We start from the raw sequence: 16,839 nt of genomic DNA on the forward strand, positions 1-16,839 counted from the left end.
TGGCCCAGCGCCGGTAGGCAGCGCTCGGGCAGACCGAGGAAGGCCCGCCCGGACATCCGCGATGCGCTACCCTGGGTCCGTCCGCACCCCCGACGACAGGCAGCCCGGTGAACTGAGACCTCGACTTCCGTTCGGAGCGACACCGCACGGTGTGCGCTCGCCATCCCCTCCGCCCGCAGCGGCCGCGACGCACCCGTCGCCCCTGTGCCCGGTGGGCGGAGCCGAACAGTCTCGAGGACCCCATGGCCCCATCGTCGATCTCACTCAACTCCCTCAGCTTCTCCTGGCCGGATTCGCCTCCGCTCCTCGCCGCTCAGACCGCTCGCATCCCCGTGGGCCGCATCGGCCTCATCGGGGCCAACGGGGCGGGCAAGACCACGCTCGCCCGGCTCATCGTCGGCGACCTGGCGCCCACCTCGGGCACGGTCGAGGGCCCCGCGAGCACGTGGACGCTGCGCCAGGACCTGACCTCGTCCACCGGCACGATCGCCGCCGAGCTCGGCGTCGCGGCCCAGCGCGCGGCGCTGCACCGGGTGCTGGCCGGCGGCACCGACGAGCGCGATCTCGAGCGCATCGGCGCGGACTGGGACATCGAGGAGCGCGCCCTCGCGGCATTGGCCGCGGTGGGGCTCGCACTCCCAGACGCCGGAGGCCTCGATCGGCCGGTCCGCGAGCTCTCCGGCGGCGAGGCGATGCGGGTGGGGCTCGCCGGGGCGCGGCTGCACGGCGCGGACTGGACGATCCTCGACGAGCCGACCAACAACCTCGACACCGCCGGCCGCCGCGCACTGTTCACCGCGCTCGAGCAGTGGCGCGGCGGGGTCCTCCTCGTCTCTCACGACGCGGATCTCCTGGACCGCGTGGACGCGATCGTCGAGCTGCGGGCGGGGGAGGTGCGCGTGTTCGGCGGCGCGCTGGAGGCCTATGAGACCGCGCTGGAAGCCGAGCAGTCCGCCGCTGAGGCGGCAGTGCGCCAGGCGCAGGGCGACCTTGCCCGCGAGCGGCGCCAGCTCGTCGAGACGCAGACGCGGCTGGCGCGCAGCGCCGGCCACGGCAGGCGCGCGGCGGCGGACAAGCGCGCTCCCGGCATGGCCCTGGGCAACTGGAAGCGCGCCGCACAGGTCAGCGCCGGCCGGGCGGAAGGAACCGCGGCCGCCCGCGAAGCCGCCGCCCACGACCGCGTGGAAGAGGCCCGCGGGCGAGTCCGGGCCGATACCGCGATCCGCCTGGCGCTGCCGGCCACAGCGGTGCCCGCGAGCCGTCGGGTCGCCGCCGTGGCCTCAGCGGCCGGTGAGTGGGAGTTCGTCGGCCCCGAGCACACCCGTCTGACCGGGGCAAACGGTTCGGGCAAGTCGACGCTGCTCGCAGGCCTGCGCAGCGGCGACGCACGGGAGCTCGCGGCGCGGGTCCCCGCGGGGGCGCCGTGGCGGGTTCGGTCCCACGTGCCCGTGGGGCTGCTCGACCAGGATCCGGTGCTGCCGGCCGGCGCATCCGCGCTCGCGGCGGTGCGCGCCGCGGTCCCGGCCGCCCAGCCGCACGACATCCGCGCGGCTCTCGCAGCGCTGGAACTGCGCGGCACCGCCGCCGAGGCGCCCTGCGGCGCGCTCTCCGGCGGCCAGCGGCTGCGGGTGGCGCTGGCCCGGGTGCTGCTGGCGGCACCGGCCCCGCAGCTGCTGCTCCTCGATGAGCCGACGAACAGCCTGGACCGGGAATCGGCGGACGTGCTCGTCGGCGCCCTGGAGGATTACCGGGGCGCCCTCGCAGTCGTCACCCACGATGAGGGCTTCGCTGAGAGGCTGGGCATCACGCGCACGCTGGAGATGGACGACCTGGCATGAGCACGATGGGGTGAGCGCGGCCCGCCCCGTACCTCGGCCGCTGCCGTGTCGCTCCTTTCCGCGCGTGGGCAATCCGAGAATAGAATGGTTCGGGGGTGCCATGACGAAGATGACAGAGGCCGAACAGCAAGCGGGTGCCGAACGCGCGGTGCGCTTCGGGATCCACCGGCGGGAGCTGCGCGTGCTCCTGGCGGCGGAGCGAGCCGGACCCGGTCTGCCGCCGTACGGCACGCGCGTGACTCCGGACGACGTCGACTTCGAGAGCGCGCTGACGGCCGCTGCGGACTTCTCCTGGTTCGCCGCCGTGAGGCTGCCGGACGGGCGCACCGCCCGGTTCACGGTCTCCGCGGATGCGCCGGAAGACGAGGTGGGCTGCGAGATCGACGGCCGGGTGCAGGAGTGCATTCAGGCCCACACCCACCTCAGCCGCGGGCCGAGCGCGCCGGTCGAGGCCTGGTGGGACTGGCTGCAGCGGTCCTTCGTCGCGCTGGGGCAGCACGACGAGCCCTGGGCGGGCGACGGCATCGAGGCGCAGCTGGAGCGCGTCGAGCGCAACATCGTCTACGCGGACACGCAGACGTCCGCGGCCCGCCGCTTTGCCGATACGGGCGAGCTCGAGGTCTGGCTCACCGGGGTCTATGCGCCCAGCGGGCTGCTGCCGCGCGTCCGGCGGCTCGATGCCGACGCGTATGCCCAGTCCTACGGGCGCGCATTCACCGCCGAGGCGCGCGCCGGGGACGGCCCGTCCCTCATGTCCTTGGGCGTCTCCCGCCAGCGCGACGAGTCGGAGCCCACCACCGTCTGGTATGCCAGCTACCTCGACACGACCGCCGATCCTGCGCAGTGGTTTCCGGCCGATGCTCGCATCTGGCAGGCCGTGCGGATCTTCGCAGACGGCGGCACGGTGGAGGCATTCGACAACGACCGGTGCTTCGACTCCGGCGAGCTCGCTCCCTACGTGCGCGACGGTGTCGCGCCCATCGATGCGGACGCGTGGCTGGTCGTGGAGATCGCGGGAGTGCCGGGAGCGCAGGTCTTCCCCGCCGCCGATGTGATGCTCGTGGCCGCCAGCGACCGCGACGCGGCGGAGATCTCCCTTGAGGTGGGGTCCATCGACGGTGTCCTGCCGCTGTTCGCGCTCCACGACGGCTTCCTGCGCCGCTGGGGGCCGATCGTCGACCCGGACGCCGTCGTCCCCGAGGCGGACCTCGACCGGCTTGAGGCCCGCGTCATGCAGCAGATCGCGGAGACACGCGGATGAGCGCAGCGACGTCGCTCGACGGCAGTGACACCGATATCGCGCTCGACGGTGGCGGTGGGCCCGGCTGCGCGTGGACCGAGGCGGTCTGCACCGCCGCGCCCACGCACTTCCTCACCCTGCCCGTGCCCGGGGGCGAGTCGTCGACCGCGCTGCTCTGCCGGCGCCACTGGCTGGCCTCCCTGGCCTACAGGATCGAGGTGACGATGGAAGTCCATCCCGTCGCATTCGACGACCTCGTGCTCGACTACGGTGAGCTCTGACCTGCGCCGAGGCAGCGGGCTGCGCCGCGCTGCCGCCCGCCTCAGGCGGAGCGCCGCGTCGGCCTCGGAGGCTCAGTACGCCTTGACGCGCTGATCGACGATGAGGTGGATGAGCGCGAACCGGCCGTCGGCCACGGCGGCGAGCGCGTCCTGCACGGCCGCCGGGACGTCCGCGTCGTGCTCGACCCGCACGCCGAAGCCGCCGTAGGCCTCCGCGAGCTTCGCGAAGTCCGGGTTCTTCAGCTGCGTGCCGGAGATTCGCTCCGGGTACTGGGCCTCCTGGTGGGTGCGGATCGTGCCGTACTCCTGGTTGTCCATGACCACGACGAGCGGCGCAGCGCCGTACTGCGCGGCGGTGGCGAGCTCCTGGCCATTCATGAGGAATTCGCCGTCGCCGGCGATCGAGACGACCTGGCGGCCGGGGTAGAGCAGAGCGGCAGCGACAGCGGAGGGCACCGAGTAGCCCATCGAGCCGTTGCGGGCGGAAATGAGGCTCGCGTAGCCGTTCGTGGGGAAGTACCGGTGGGCCCAGTTCGTGTGCTCGCCGGCGCCGAACGTCACCATCGCGTCCTCGTCGAGGCGCTCGACGAGATTGGCCATGAGGGTGGCCATCTGCGCCTGGCCCTCGCCGGGCTCGGCGCTGGGCAGCTGGGCGAATTCCTCCTGCTTGGCTCGCAGATCGGACGTCCAGGCCTTCCACGAGTCGGCGACCGGCAGGTCCATGCGGGCCAGGTCGCGGACGAAGGACTCGGGCTTCGCGACGATCTGCTGGGTCACCGGGCCCGAGCGGCCGCGCAGCGACGGGTCGATCGTGACGATGAAGTTCTCCTTGTCCCAGTTCTGCCGGACCGTGAAGCCGTCCGTGACGACGTCGCCGGGCACGGTGCCCACGAAGACGAGGAGGTCGGATTCGCCCAGCACCTCGTGGGTGAACGTGGGCCGGCCGTAGCCCAGTGGGCCCACGTAGCTGGGGGAGCCGAACGGCACGGTGCCCTCGCAGCGCCACTCCGCGGCGGCCGGCAGGGAATGGGCTTCGAGCCAGGCCGTGAACTTCTGGGCCGTCGCGTCGTCCCAGTCGTTGCCGCCGAAGACGAACAGCGGGCGCTCGGCGCGCAGCAGCGCCGCCTTGAGCGCCTTCCAGTCCGTGACGGTCATGCCGCCGGTGGCGATGGGGATGGGCGGGTGGACGATCGTGTCGTGCGCCTCGCGCAGGATGTCCTCCGGCAGGCCGACGACCACGGGGCCGGGGCGGCCGGACTGGGCGGCGAACATCGCCTCCGCGACGATCTCCGAGGCGCGGTCCGGGTGATCGAGGACCATGACGCGCTTCGCGCCGGACTCGAACCAGGCCTTCGGATCGAACTCCTGGAACGCCTCCTTCTCCCGGTGCTCGAACGGGATGAGCCCGACGAAGAGCACCATCGCGGTCGAATCCTGCCAGGCGGTGTGCAGGCCCACGTGGGCGTTCGCGGCGCCCGGTCCGCGGGTGACCATCGCAACGCCGGGCACCTGCTTGAGCTTGCCCATCGCCTCGGCCATGTACGCGGCGCCGCCCTCGTGGCGGCACACGACCGTCTGGATGGAGGTGTCATGCAGGCCGTCGAGCACATCGAGGAAGCTCTCACCGGGAACGACGAACACGCGCTCGACGCCGTGGGCCTCGAGCGACCGGACGATCATGTGTCCGGCGGACGTCGTCTCCTGCGTGCTCTGGTCAGACGATGCGGGCTGCTGCTCCATGGAGGTACCTCGGTCTTCGGCGGCTGGGGTCGGCACAGCGGGCGCTGTCCGGACAGCTTACCGGGCAGCCACGGCCAATGTGGTGAGCGCCACGAGGACACCGGGGCCGCGATCCGGGCCGCTGTGTAACGAACGCATTCCGATTCGCCCCGGCAGGCGCGCACAGGCGCACCGGAGTGGATCGCGTGCGACCCAACCGCCTACCGTGATTGCCATCAGTGAAGATGTGAGCGCGGACACACGCGCACCGCTCGTCGACATCCGCGGCGTCGACAAGCACTTCGGCGATTTCCAGGCGCTCAAGGGGATCGACCTCCAGATCGAGCGCGGTGAGGTCGTGGTCGTCATCGGCCCCTCGGGGTCGGGGAAGTCCACGCTGTGCCGGACGATCAACCGGCTGGAGACCATCGACGCCGGGACCATCGCGATCGACGGCAAGCCGCTGCCGCAGGAGGGCCGCCCGCTGGCGCAGCTGCGCTCGGACGTCGGCATGGTCTTCCAGTCATTCAACCTGTTCGCGCACATGACGATCCTGGAGAACGTCACCCTGGGCCCCATTCAGGTCCGCGGCCTCAAGAAGCAGGAGGCGGAGGCCAAGGCGATGGAGCTGCTCGAGCGGGTGGGCGTCGGCCACCAGGCCGGCAAGTACCCCGCCCAGCTCTCCGGCGGCCAGCAGCAGCGCGTGGCGATCGCCCGCTCCCTGGCGATGCGGCCCAAGGTCATGCTCTTCGACGAGCCCACGTCCGCCCTCGATCCCGAGATGATCAACGAGGTCCTCGACGTCATGGTCGAGCTGGGCGCGGAGGGGATGACGATGATCGTCGTGACCCACGAGATGGGCTTCGCGCGCAAGGCCGCCAACCGCGTCGTGTTCATGGCCGACGGCGAGATCGTCGAGGTCGCGGGCCCCGAGGAGTTCTTCACCCACCCGCGGTCGGAACGTGCGCGGGACTTCCTCTCGAAGATCCTCGCCCACTGATCGCCCACCCGCAGCCCACGGGCCGCGGACCAGATCCGACACCCCGGACCATGCACCACCGGCTCAACCCAAGGAGTAGACATGAGAAGCCTCAAGACGATCATCACAGGGACCGCCATCGGGCTCCTGGCACTGTCGGGATGCGGTCAGAGCGGCAGCCCCGGCGACTCGGACGGCGGCGGCGAGACGCAGGCGGAGGCGCCCGAGTACAAGGTCGATGACGGTTTCGCCCTCGACGACTCGAAGACCTGGAAGAAGGCCCACGACGCCGGCAAGCTCAAGGTGGGCGTGAAGTTCGACCAGCCGGGCCTGGGCAACAAGGAGGCGGGGGCCGATGCGCCCCAGGGGTTCGACATCGAGATCGCCAAGATGACCGCGGCCTCGATGGGCTTCAAGCCCGACCAGATCGAATGGGTCGAGACCGTCTCGGCCAACCGGGAGCCGTTCCTCCAGCAGGGCAACGTCGACATGATCGTCGCCACCTACACGATCAACGATGAGCGCAAGAAGGTCATCGACTTCGCCGGGCCCTACTACATGGCCGGCCAGGATCTGCTCGTGAAGTCCGATTCGGATATCGGCGGGCCGGACCAGCTCAGCGGCAAGAAGGTCTGCTCCGTCGACGGCTCCACGCCGGCCAAGCGGATCAAGGACGAGTACAAGGACGCCGAGCTCGTCACCTACGACACGTACTCCAAGTGCGTCACCGACCTCCAGTCCGGCAGCGTGGACGCGGTCACGACCGACGATGCGATCCTGCGCGGCTACGCCAAGCAGTACGACGGCGAATTCAAGGTCGTCGGCAAGCCCTTCTCGGAGGAGCCGTACGGCATCGGCCTGCCCAAGGGCGACTCCGCGATGAAGGACGCGGTCAACAAGTCCCTCAAGGCCCATGAGGACGACGGCACCTGGAAGAAGGCGTTCGAGTACACGCTCGGCGATGCGGAGGGCGTCGAGCCGCCCGCGATCGACAGCTGAGCAATCCGCCCCGACGGGTGCCCGGTCCCTGCGGCCGGGCACCCGCACACCCGGAAAGACGAACGTGACAACTTCAGAACTGCTCATGGTGTTCCTGCAGGGGACATGGGGCACAGTCAAGCTCTTCGGCGTGACTCTCATCGGCAGCCTCGTGCTCGGCACGGTCCTCGCGGCGATGCGAGTCTCGCCCACCCCGGTGCTGCGCGGCGCCGCGGCGGCCTACGTCAACATCGTCCGCAACACCCCGCTGACGCTCGTCATGTTCTTCTGCGTGTTCGGCCTGCCCTTCCTCGACATCCGCGCCAGCCGTGACTCGGCGCTCAACTCGTTCGTCCTCGCGTGTGTGGCGCTCATCGCCTACACGAGCTGCTTCGTCGCCGAGACGCTGCGCTCGGGCATCTCGACCATCCCGGTGGGGCAGGCCGAGGCCGCGCGGGCCATCGGGCTCAACTTCGGCCAGACACTGCGATTCGTGATCCTGCCGCAGGCATTCCGCACCGTGATCCCGCCCCTGGGCAGCGTCATCATCGCGATGCTGAAGAACACCTCGATCGCCTCGGCCTTCAACAACCGCGAGCTCATCTCGGCCATGCGCGGGGCCATCGAGCAGCGCGGTGACATCACCCTCATCGTCATCCTCGCCACCGCAGCCGCCTATCTTGTCCTGTCGCTCGTGCTCGGCAGGATCTTCGACTACCTCGAGAAGAAGTGGGTGATCGTGCGATGAGCCAGCCCACCCAGGTCCTCTTCGACGCCCCCGGCCCCAAGGGGCGCCGGAACAACGTCATCCTGTCCGTCGTCTCCGCCATCGTGCTCGCCGCCATCGCGGCGCTCATCGTCTGGAAGTTCGGCGAGGCCGGACAGCTGACGGCCAAGAAGTGGAGCCCCTTCACCTTCGCGGTCATCCAGCAGACGCTGCTCAGCGGCATGCTGGCCACCCTGCGCGTGGCCGTCGTCGCCACCGTCCTCGCCCTGGTGCTGGGGACCGTGTTCGCGCTGCTGCGCCTGGCGCCGTCGCGCTGGGTATCGGCCTCCGCCACGGTCGTGCTCGAGTTCTTCCGCGGCGTGCCCGTGCTGCTCCTCATCTTCGCGACCTTCCTCCTCTTCGGCAATCAGATCGGCAGCTTCTGGTCCGTCGTCATCGGACTGGTCCTCTACAACGGCATGGTGATCGCGGAGATCATCCGCGCGGGCATCCTCGCGGTCCCGCGCGGCTAGCGCGAGGCGGCGGAGTCGATCGGCCTGCGCGGCGCCCAGGTCATGCGGCTGGTGCTCATGCCGCAGGCGCTGCGCGCGATGATGCCCACGCTCATCGCCCAGCTCGTCGTCCTCCTCAAGGACTCCGCGCTCGGCTACCTCGTGACGTACCAGGATCTCCTCTACCAGGTGAACCTCATCGGCCGGCAGTACAACAACCTGCTCCCCACCTTCATCGTCGGCGCGGTGCTCTTCATCGCGATCAACATGTGCGTGGCGGGCCTCGCACGCTGGGTGGAACGCCGCCTGGGGCGCAAGACCGCCGCCGTGGAGGGCCCCGCCAAGGTCCTCGACTGAGCCGATTCACTGGGGCGGACAGGGGCCCCAGCGGCGCTCAGCCGAGCGCCGTGAGCACCACGAGGACACCGGCGATCGCCACAGCGGCGATCCCGGCGGCCAGGAGAGCCGCGCGGCTGATCTTCGCGCCGTCCGCCGCCTCGCCGGCCTCCGGGTCCGAGGCGAGCTGGACGGCCATGAGCACGCGCGAGGGCGTGGCGAGGGTGGCGAACGAGGCCGCGGTGTTCGACGCCGCGATCGCCCAGACGGCGGGTGTGCCCGAGGCGGCCGCCAGTGAGGTGATCGTGGGGGCGAGCATGGCGTTGGCCCCCGTGTTCGATCCCGTGAGCACGGCACCCGCCGCGGCGAGCAGCGGGGCCGGGGCGATGCCGAGCACCGCGACGGCCGCGCCGATGTCGCCGCTCATCCCCGTCGCGGACATCACCCACCCCATGAGCATGAAGCCCGCGGTCGAGGCGCCCACCGGCACCCAGCGGGCGGCGCCCGGCCGGATGGCGGCCCGCGCCTCGGGCCCCGGCAGGGTGCGCAGGGCCACCGCGCACGCCACCGCGAGCCAGATGGGCGGCCAGGCGAGCGCGCGGGTGAGCGGCGCATCGACCAGGGCCGCGAGCAGCTGGGCGGCCAGGAGGCCCGCGACGAGCGCACCGTAGGGCGCGAGCGCGCCCGGAAGCCCCGGTGCGCCCTCGATCGTGCCGCCGCGCAGCCGGAACCAGCCGAGCAGCACGAGGATGGTGAGCAGGGAGCCCAGCACGCCCGCCAGCGGGGTGCCGATGAGCGCATTGGCCCCCAGGATGCCCGCGAAGAGGGTCACCGCGCCCAGCGCGCTGGGCCCGGCGATGTGGGCCAGCCCCTCGCCGCGGCAGGTGGCGATGACGACGGCCGCGACGACGGCGATCGGGATCGCGTTGAACAGCGCAGAGCCCACGCCCACCGCATCGACATCGAGGCCCGCGAGGCTCGCCGCGACCGCCGTGCCGGGACCGAGCGCACCCCACGGCACCGCGATGAGCCCCAGGATGCCCAGCAGCGCGGCGCGCGTGGGACGGTGCCCGAGCGCCCGCAGGATGGGCACCCCCACGGTGACCCCGATGCCGAAGCCCGTGACGGACTCCGCGAACGGCACGACGCCGAACACGACGAGCGCGGTGCCGGCCAGCGGAGAGGGCACGGCCCGCCGCAGCGCCTGGGCGATGAGGGCAATGGCCCCGGCCGCCTCGAGCATGCGGGCGAGCACCATGCCGAACAGCAGGATGAGCAGGACCTCCGCCACGAGCACCGCATAGGCCCCCGCGCTCTGAAGGGCCGCTGCGGGGAACGCTTGGGCCAGCGCCGCGATGAGGACGGCGGCGGCGAGTGCGGCCGCGGAGGAGACGACGGCGCCCCGCCGCAGCGCCAGGAGCACGACCGCGACGAGCACGGGGACGGCGGCGAGCAGCGGATGCATGGGACGAGCCTAGGCGGTGCGCCGCGGCACCGGGGCCGCGTCTCAGCGGCGGAGCCGGCCCCGCGCCGGTGACTGTGCCCGCACTCGGATGCGGTGCGGACGCGGGTGCGCAGGATGCTCCTGCTCGGGTGCGCTCCACCGCGAGCGCAGGCAGCGCTCGCGGACCGCTGGCCTATGCGGGGGCGTCCGGCGCTGCGCCGCTGTCCGGGTGGGTGCTGGCGATCGAGGCGCCCGCGCCGCTGAGCGCGGCTTCGACATCCGCGGGCTCGACGGAGGCCAGTCCGTCGAGCAGCGCGGTGCGGAACGAGCCCGGCAGCCGGGTCCGCGCGGCGGCCCACTCACCGGCCAGCGACATCCACGCGGCGGCCGCGACCGCGCCGGTGAGCGGGTGCTCGGCGGCTGCGGCGCACGCCGCGCTCAGGGCCCCGAGCGCGCAGCCCGTGCCGGTCACGCGGGTGAGCAGCGGGTCCCCGCGGCGCAGCTCCACCCTGGTCCGGGTGTGCGCCTCGCCGGTGCGGGCTTCACCGGTACGCGCCAGGTCGGGCGCGGCGGGGCCCGCGATGCGGTCGACCTCGCCGGTCACGCAGACGATGCCGGGCACGGCGCGGTCCAGCGCTTCGAAGTCGTACCGGGCCGCTGCTTCGCCGGCGCGCGCATCGGGGCCGCTGCCCCCGGTGCCGGTGCCCGCGAGCACGGCGGCCTCCGCCGCGTTGCACCGGATCACGGTGGGGGAGTGCTCCGCCACCAGCGTGCGGGCCAGGCGCGTGCGCACTGGCGTGCGCGCGCCCACCGCGGCCGGGTCGAGCACCCAGGGGAGCCCGGCGGACCGAGCGGCGGCCACGGTGGGCACGATGGCGCGCGCGGCCTCCTCGCTCAGCGTGCCGAGGTTGACGAGCAGCGCAGCGGCGCCCGTGACGACGAGCGGCGCCTCCACCTGGGTCACCGTCATGACCGGCCGCGCACCGGCCGCCAGCAGGGCATCGGCCACCGTGGGCATCGACACGGCCGAGGAGGCGCAGTGCACGAGGGGCGCGTCCGCGCGGACCGCGGACAGGACCCGCCCGCACGCGGCCGGAGTGACGAACGGGGTCACGGCACCGGCCATCAGGACCCGCCCCTGCGCCCCGCCGCCGAGGCGTGGGCCGGGTCCGGCTGCACGCCCGCCTCGCCACCGGCTCCAACGGTGGGGCGGGCCATCGCCGCGTCCAGCTCGGCGGGGCGCAGCGCGGGGCCCAATGCGCCCGCCCCGGCCACGAGCAGGCCGCCGAGTGCCAGGACGAGGCCCACCGCGGCGGTGGGCGAGCCGAGCATCACGCCCAGCGGCGGCAGCCAGAGCGGGTAGAGCGCCGGGATGACGATGGAGACGCTGTAGGCCGCGCCGTAGCCCACCGAGCGCTGGTGGGCGGGGAACCGCTCGGCGAGGTAGGCGCCCACGGGACCGTAGGCCGTCACGGTCACCGCCTGCAGCGCAGCCGCGAGCAGGCACACGGCGAGCAGGCCGCGACTGCCGGCCAGCAGCGCATAGACGGCCGGGCCGTCAGCCGCCGCGAGCAGGCCCGCCGCGACGAAGAACCGGCGGCGGCCGAGCAGGGTGGACAGCTGGCCGGTCGCGGACATGACGAGGGCCTGGGCCACGGCGGCCACGGCCATGACGAGGGGCTGCGCCTGGGCGGGCAGCGCCGCGCCCACTGTGTGCGCGCTCAGCGCCGCCGCGAGCTGGAGGACGACCATGTTCGTCAGGAGCCACAGGCCGCTCATGAGCGCGAAGACCTGCCAGAACGCACGCGCCTGGGCCCCGGCGACCAGGGCCCGCACGGAGCCCGCCGCGGGCTCCGTACCGCACCGCGCCTCGGGACCACCCTGTGCCTCGGGATTGCCGCGCGTTGCTGAACGCTCCCGCGCCACCGCGGGGGCGGGGCGGGCGTCGGCGACGCGGCGCCGGTAGTAGAGGAGGACCGCCAGGGACGCCAGCGCGCCCGCGCCGAACGCGCAGCGCCAGCCGTAGGCGGCGTAGGCGCTCGGCCCCAGAAGCGCCAGCAGGATGAGCGTCGAGGCGGCCACCGTCGCCTGGGCCCACGGGGCCATCGCCATGATGAGCCCGGAGAGCAGACCGCGGCGCCGCGGCTTGGCCCACTCCATGGCCAGCGGCACGGCGGAGGTGTACTCGCCGGCGAGGAACATCCCCCCGGCGAAGCGCAGGAGCAGCACGAGTGCCATGGCCGCACCCCCGATGGCCCGGTGGTCGGGCAGCAGGGCGATCGCCGCGGTGCAGGCCGCGGTGCCGGCGATCGCCGCCTGCGTGACCCGGGTGCGGCCCGCGCGATCGGCCAGGCGGCCGAAGACCACCGCGCCCAGCGGCCGGCCCAGCAGGGTCGCTGTGATCGCCAGGGCCGCCGTGCCCGCCACGGCATCGTCGCCGACGAGGGCCGGCAGGGCGGGTGCCAGCGCCGTGAGCGGTAGGAAGATGTGGAGCTGATCGACGAAGTTGCCCACGATCCCGCCGCGCAGCGCCGCTCGGCGCAGGGCGGCCGTGTCCGTGGGCGACTCCGCGGGCCCCGGCCCCGCTGCTGGGCGGGTGGCGGGCGGGGGGACGGTCAAGCGGGGCCTCTTCCTTCGTCGGTGTGAACCGGACAGGTTCGCCGGTCGAAGGAGCGCCTTCCTCTCAGCCCGCGCCTCGGGCTCCCGGGGGATGGGGACGAGCCTACACGCGGTTTGACGGGCCTGGGACAATGTCCGGGTGACGATCCAGACCCACCCGGCCCGCCCCTCGGCGGCCCACGACGACCCTGCCCCCGGTGCCGCCGCGCCCGCAACCCCCGCAGCCCTGCGGATCGGCGGCATCGAACTGTCCTCGCCCGTGGTGCTCGCGCCCATGGCCGGCATCACGAACACCGCGTTCCGGCGCCTGTGCCGCGACTACGGCGGCGGGCTCTACGTCACGGAGATGGTGACGAGCCGCGCGCTCGTCGAGCGCAGCGAGAAGTCCATGCGCATCATCCACCACGAGCCCTATGAGACCCCGCGCTCCGTCCAGCTCTACGGCGTGGACCCGGAGACGATGGGCCAGGCGGTGCGGATGCTCGTCGAGGAGGACCGCGCGGACCACATCGACCTGAACTTCGGCTGCCCCGTGCCCAAGGTCACGCGCAAGGGCGGCGGCTCCGCGCTGCCATGGAAGACGGACCTGTTCGAGGCCATCGTCACGACCGTGGTGCGCGAGGCCTCCCGCGCGGACATCCCCGTGACCGTCAAGCTGCGCAAGGGCATCGACGCGGACCACCTGACCTACCTGGACGCCGGGCGGATCGCGCTGCGCGCCGGGGTGGCGGCCATGACGCTGCACGGGCGCACCACGGCCGACCTCTACTCCGGCGGGCGGACTGGGACGCGATCGCCCGGCTCAAGGAGTACGTGGCCGGCCAGGAGGGCGGCGGTGTGCCAGTGCTGGGCAACGGCGACATCTTCGCCGCGGAGGACGCGCAGGACATGATGGCGCGCACCGGCTGCGACGGGGTCGTCATCGGCCGCGGCTGCCAGGGCCGCCCGTGGCTCTTCGGGGACCTGCAGTACGCGCTCGCCGGTTCGCCCGAGCGCATCCGGCCCGCCCTGGGCGAGGTCGCCGACGCCGTCTACCTGCACGCGCAGTACCTCGCCGAGTACTACGGCGACGAGTTCCTGGGCGTGCGCGACCTGCGCAAGCACATCGCCTGGTACTTCAAGGGCTACCCCGTGGGCGGGGACCTGCGCGCGCGGCTGGCGAAGGTCTCCGGCTTCGAGGAGCTCTCCGGCCTGCTGGGCGAGCTCGACCGCACCTCGCCCTACCCGGGCGCGGACGCGGAGGGCTCACGGGGGCGCACGACCCGCGCCAAGCGCCCGCACCTGCCCGACGGGTGGCTCGACTCGCGCACGTTCAGCCGTGTGGCGCACGCCGACATCGCCGAGGCGGAGCTCGATGTCTCCGGGGGCTGAGGAACCGCGCGCTGCCGGTGCCGCCGCCGCGCCCAGTGCGATCGGTGCCGCCGGTGCGGCCGGTGCGGCCGGTGCGGCCCGCGTCCCCGGTCCCGCCGGGCAGGCGGATCCCGGCGAGCCCGAGCCCCGGCAGCCGGAGGCACCCCGCGCCCACTACAGCGCGGCCGACCGCGAGCGCTGGGTCGCCGAGGCCGCCAAGAACCCGCGGCGCAGCGCCTTCCAGCGCGACCGCGCCCGCGTGCTCCACTCCTCGGGCCTGCGCCGGCTGGGTGCCAAGACGCAGGTCGTCTCCCCGGGCTCGAGCGACGACTTCGTGCGCACCCGGCTCACCCACTCCCTCGAGGTGGCGCAGGTGGGCCGCGAGCTCGCCCGCCTCATCGGCTGCGATGCCGATGTCGTCGACACCGCCTGCCTCAGCCACGACCTGGGCCACCCGCCGTTCGGGCACAACGGGGAGACGGTGCTCGACGAGGTCGCGGCGGACATCGGCGGCTTCGAGGGCAATGCGCAGACCCTGCGGGTCCTCACCCGGCTCGAGCCCAAGGTCTTCGCCGTCGACGGCGCGCCCGCCGGCCTCAACCTCACCCGCGCCACCCTGGACGCCTGCATCAAGTACCCGTGGTCGCGCGCCCAGGCGCCCGCGCCCCAGAAGGCCGGCGCCCCCCTGCGCAAGTTCGGCGTCTACGCCGACGACGAGCCGGTCTACGGGTTCGTGCGCGCGGGCCGCGCGGTGGGGCAGCGCTGCCTCGAGGCCCAGCTCATGGACCTCTCCGATGACATCTCGTATTCCGTCCACGACGTCGAGGACGCGGTCACCTCCGGCCACCTCGACCTCTTCGCCTACGGCCACGCCCACGCGCTGGCGGGCCTCATCGACATCACGCGCTCGTGGTACCTGCCGGGCGCCGACGATGCGCGGATCGCCGCGGCGCTCGACCGGCTGCGCTCCGCGCCGTTCTGGCCGCAGGCGCGCTTCGACGGCTCGCGCCGCGCGCAGGCTGGGCTCAAGCACATGACGAGCCAGCTCATCGGGCGCTTCACCGGGGCAGCGGAGGCCGCCACGCGCGATCGCTTCGGGCCCCAGCCGCTGGGCCGCTACGACGCGGACATCATCGTCCCGGGCGACACGCGCGATGAGATCGCCGTGCTCAAGGGCCTGGCGACCGTCACCGTCATGGTCGCCGAGGACCGGCTGCGCCAGCAGCGCATCCAGGCCCGCGTGCTCACCCAGCTGTGCGAGCACTTCGCCCAGGAGCCCCAGGCGATGGATGCGATGTCGCGCCGCGACCACGCGGAGGCGGCCGACGACGCGCAGCGCCTGCGCATCGTCGTCGACCACGTCGCCTCGCTCACCGACCACTCCGCCTGGGCCGCCTACCACCGCATGCAGGCGCAGACGGCGGCGCTGCTGTGAACGGGGGCCTACCGTGCCGGGGCTGATCAGGCGCGAGGACATCGACGAGGTCCGCAGCCGGACCCGCATCGACGACGTCGTGGGGGACTACGTCACGCTCAAGAGCGCGGGCGTCGACTCGAAGAAGGGCCTGTGCCCGTTCCACGACGAGCGCACCCCGTCGTTCCACGTCCGCCCCCAGGTGGGCATGTACCACTGCTTCGGCTGCGGCGAGAGCGGCGACGTCTTCTCCTTCCTCCAGAAGCTCGACGGGCTCACCTTCGTCGAGGCCGTCGAGCGCCTGGCCGAGCGGGCAGGGGTGCAGCTGACCTACGAGGACGGCCGCGGACCCGACCGCGAGGCCGCGGGCACCCGCCAGCGGCTCGTCGACATGCACCAGGTGGCCGCCGACTTCTACCGCGAGCAGCTCGCGGGCCCCGCCGCCCAGATCGCCCGGGACCACCTGGCCGCCAAGGGCTTCTCCGATGCCGATGCCGCCCGCTTCGGCGTGGGCTTCTCGCCCCAGTCGTGGGACGCGCTCACCCGCCACCTGCGCGGGCGCGGGTTCTCCACCGACGACATCCTCGCAGCCGGGCTCGTCGTCCAGGGCCGCAACGGCGTCTACGACCGCTTCCGCGGGCGCCTCATGTGGCCCATTCGGGACATCACGGGCCGCACGATCGGGTTCGGGGCCCGCCGCCTGGCCGATGACGATCAGGGCCCCAAGTACCTGAATACGCCGGAGACGGCGCTGTACAAGAAGAACCAGGTCCTCTACGGCCTCGACCTGGCCAAGCGCTCGATCGCGAAGACCAAGCGGGTCGTCATCGTCGAGGGCTACACGGACGTCATGGCCGCGCAGCTCGCCGGGGTCGAGCAGGCGGTGGCCACGTGCGGCACCGCGTTCGGCGCCGAGCACATCAAGATCGTCCGGCGGCTGCTCGGCGACGACTCCGCCTCCGGCGGCGAGGTCGTCTTCACCTTCGACGGCGACGAGGCCGGCCGCGCGGCGGCCCTCAAGGCCTTCAAGGAGGACCAGCGCTTCGTCGCCCAGACCTTCGTCGCCGTCGAGGCGGGCGGGATGGACCCCAATGAGCTGCGGATCGCCAAGGGCGATGCGGCGGTCCGCGCGCTCATCGACCAGCGCCGCCCCCTCTTCGAATTCGCGCTCACCTCCACGATCGAGCAGTTCGACCTCTCCACCGTCGAGGGGCAGGTGGGCGCGGTGCGCGCCGCGGCCCCCGTCATCGCGGGCATCCGCGACTCGGCGCTGCGCCCGGGCTATGAGCGCTTCGCCGCCGGCATCATCGGGGTCGAGAACCAGGAGGTCGCCCGCGCGGTGCGCCAGGCGCTGCGCCGCGGTGAGCAGACCGGGCGCGCCGGCCGCCCGGACGGCCAGCGCCCCGCCCAGCCCGGGCACGCC

13 protein-coding genes and 2 pseudogenes are annotated in these 16,839 nt (G+C 73.0%); 11 read left to right on the plus strand and 4 right to left on the minus strand.

Features of this window, described 5'->3' with window-relative positions; all coding sequences use genetic code 11:
- Positions 1-242: 242 nt before the first annotated feature.
- The 3 genes from GSY69_RS08185 (at position 243) to GSY69_RS08195 (ending at position 3,359) form a co-directional block, all read left to right on the plus strand.
- The gene (locus tag GSY69_RS08185) at positions 243-1,838 is read left to right on the plus strand and encodes an ATP-binding cassette domain-containing protein (protein WP_160953377.1); all 1,596 of its coding nucleotides are present in this window, start codon (positions 243-245) and stop codon (positions 1,836-1,838) included.
- Positions 1,839-1,938: 100 nt separating this feature from the next.
- Entirely contained in the window at positions 1,939-3,099 is a 1,161-nt protein-coding gene (locus tag GSY69_RS08190; protein WP_160953378.1) for a hypothetical protein, read from the plus strand.
- On the plus strand, positions 3,096-3,359 hold the full coding sequence (locus GSY69_RS08195) for a hypothetical protein (RefSeq protein ID WP_160953379.1): 264 nt from the start codon (positions 3,096-3,098) through the stop codon (positions 3,357-3,359). Before GSY69_RS08190 ends, GSY69_RS08195 begins: the two co-directional genes overlap by 4 nt.
- A gap of 72 nt (positions 3,360-3,431) precedes the next feature.
- Here the strand turns inward: GSY69_RS08195 and GSY69_RS08200 are convergent, their stop codons facing one another.
- The gene (locus GSY69_RS08200) at positions 3,432-5,099 is read right to left on the minus strand and encodes a thiamine pyrophosphate-dependent enzyme (protein ID WP_160953380.1); all 1,668 of its coding nucleotides are present in this window, start codon (positions 5,097-5,099) and stop codon (positions 3,432-3,434) included.
- Between the two features lie 226 nt (positions 5,100-5,325).
- Between GSY69_RS08200 and GSY69_RS08205 the strand changes: the two genes are divergently transcribed.
- The 5 genes and pseudogenes from GSY69_RS08205 to GSY69_RS14650 form a co-directional block, all read left to right on the plus strand.
- Positions 5,326-6,078 (plus strand): amino acid ABC transporter ATP-binding protein, encoded by a 753-nt coding sequence (locus GSY69_RS08205; RefSeq protein ID WP_160953381.1) that lies wholly within the window; start codon positions 5,326-5,328, stop codon positions 6,076-6,078.
- An 81-nt stretch (positions 6,079-6,159) separates the two neighbouring features.
- Positions 6,160-7,056 carry a glutamate ABC transporter substrate-binding protein gene (locus GSY69_RS08210; protein WP_160953382.1) on the plus strand — a complete coding sequence of 299 codons (897 nt, stop codon included), beginning with the start codon at positions 6,160-6,162 and terminating at the stop codon, positions 7,054-7,056.
- A gap of 85 nt (positions 7,057-7,141) precedes the next feature.
- A complete protein-coding gene (locus tag GSY69_RS08215) occupies positions 7,142-7,783 on the plus strand; it encodes an amino acid ABC transporter permease (RefSeq protein ID WP_202410945.1) in 642 nt (213 codons plus the stop codon).
- The gene (locus tag GSY69_RS14645) at positions 7,780-8,274 is read left to right on the plus strand and encodes an ABC transporter permease subunit (RefSeq protein WP_235936399.1); all 495 of its coding nucleotides are present in this window, start codon (positions 7,780-7,782) and stop codon (positions 8,272-8,274) included. Before GSY69_RS08215 ends, GSY69_RS14645 begins: the two co-directional genes overlap by 4 nt.
- A 15-nt stretch (positions 8,275-8,289) precedes the next feature.
- Positions 8,290-8,610: pseudogene (locus GSY69_RS14650) on the plus strand (ABC transporter permease subunit); the annotation flags it as partial.
- Between the two features lie 37 nt (positions 8,611-8,647).
- Here GSY69_RS14650 and GSY69_RS08225 read toward each other — a convergent pair.
- The 3 genes from GSY69_RS08225 to GSY69_RS08235 all read right to left on the minus strand — a co-directional run bounded on the left by GSY69_RS08225 (position 8,648) and on the right by GSY69_RS08235 (position 12,652).
- A complete protein-coding gene (locus GSY69_RS08225; RefSeq protein WP_160953384.1) occupies positions 8,648-10,054 on the minus strand; it encodes an L-lactate permease in 1,407 nt (468 codons plus the stop codon).
- Between the two features lie 172 nt (positions 10,055-10,226).
- Complete coding sequence (locus tag GSY69_RS08230; protein ID WP_160953385.1) at positions 10,227-11,159, minus strand: hydroxyethylthiazole kinase; 933 nt, start codon at positions 11,157-11,159, stop codon at positions 10,227-10,229.
- Positions 11,159-12,652: an MFS transporter gene (locus tag GSY69_RS08235; protein ID WP_235936401.1), complete on the minus strand. Its 1,494-nt coding sequence runs from the start codon at positions 12,650-12,652 to the stop codon at positions 11,159-11,161. Before GSY69_RS08235 ends, GSY69_RS08230 begins: the two co-directional genes overlap by 1 nt.
- Positions 12,653-12,878: 226 nt before the next feature.
- Between GSY69_RS08235 and dusB the strand changes: the two are divergent.
- The 3 genes and pseudogenes from dusB to dnaG form a co-directional block, all read left to right on the plus strand.
- A pseudogene (gene dusB, locus GSY69_RS08240) lies at positions 12,879-14,023 on the plus strand (tRNA dihydrouridine synthase DusB).
- Entirely contained in the window at positions 14,007-15,437 is a 1,431-nt protein-coding gene (locus GSY69_RS08245; protein WP_160953386.1) for a deoxyguanosinetriphosphate triphosphohydrolase, read from the plus strand. The pseudogene dusB and the gene GSY69_RS08245 overlap by 17 nt, the downstream one beginning before the upstream one ends.
- A gap of 13 nt (positions 15,438-15,450) precedes the next feature.
- On the plus strand, positions 15,451-16,839 hold a 1,389-nt coding region (gene dnaG / locus GSY69_RS08250), incomplete at its 3' end, for a DNA primase (RefSeq protein ID WP_160953387.1).

It is taken from the genome of Brevibacterium rongguiense (assembly GCF_009857845.1).
GTDB classification, from domain to species: domain Bacteria; phylum Actinomycetota; class Actinomycetes; order Actinomycetales; family Brevibacteriaceae; genus Brevibacterium; species Brevibacterium rongguiense.

Excerpts from the sequence above, each read along its gene's own strand:
- GSY69_RS08185 (WP_160953377.1), top strand. The coding sequence starts at position 243 with ATGGCCCCATCGTCGATCTCACTCAACTCCCTCAGCTTCTCCTGGCCG.
- GSY69_RS08190 (WP_160953378.1), top strand. The coding sequence starts at position 1,939 with ATGACGAAGATGACAGAGGCCGAACAGCAAGCGGGTGCCGAACGCGCG.
- GSY69_RS08195 (WP_160953379.1), top strand. The coding sequence starts at position 3,096 with ATGAGCGCAGCGACGTCGCTCGACGGCAGTGACACCGATATCGCGCTC.
- GSY69_RS08200 (WP_160953380.1), bottom strand. The coding sequence starts at position 5,099 with ATGGAGCAGCAGCCCGCATCGTCTGACCAGAGCACGCAGGAGACGACG.
- GSY69_RS08210 (WP_160953382.1), top strand. The coding sequence starts at position 6,160 with ATGAGAAGCCTCAAGACGATCATCACAGGGACCGCCATCGGGCTCCTG.
- GSY69_RS08215 (WP_202410945.1), top strand. The coding sequence starts at position 7,142 with ATGGTGTTCCTGCAGGGGACATGGGGCACAGTCAAGCTCTTCGGCGTG.
- GSY69_RS14645 (WP_235936399.1), top strand. The coding sequence starts at position 7,780 with ATGAGCCAGCCCACCCAGGTCCTCTTCGACGCCCCCGGCCCCAAGGGG.
- GSY69_RS08225 (WP_160953384.1), bottom strand. The coding sequence starts at position 10,054 with ATGCATCCGCTGCTCGCCGCCGTCCCCGTGCTCGTCGCGGTCGTGCTC.
- GSY69_RS08230 (WP_160953385.1), bottom strand. The coding sequence starts at position 11,159 with ATGGCCGGTGCCGTGACCCCGTTCGTCACTCCGGCCGCGTGCGGGCGG.
- GSY69_RS08245 (WP_160953386.1), top strand. The coding sequence starts at position 14,007 with ATGTCTCCGGGGGCTGAGGAACCGCGCGCTGCCGGTGCCGCCGCCGCG.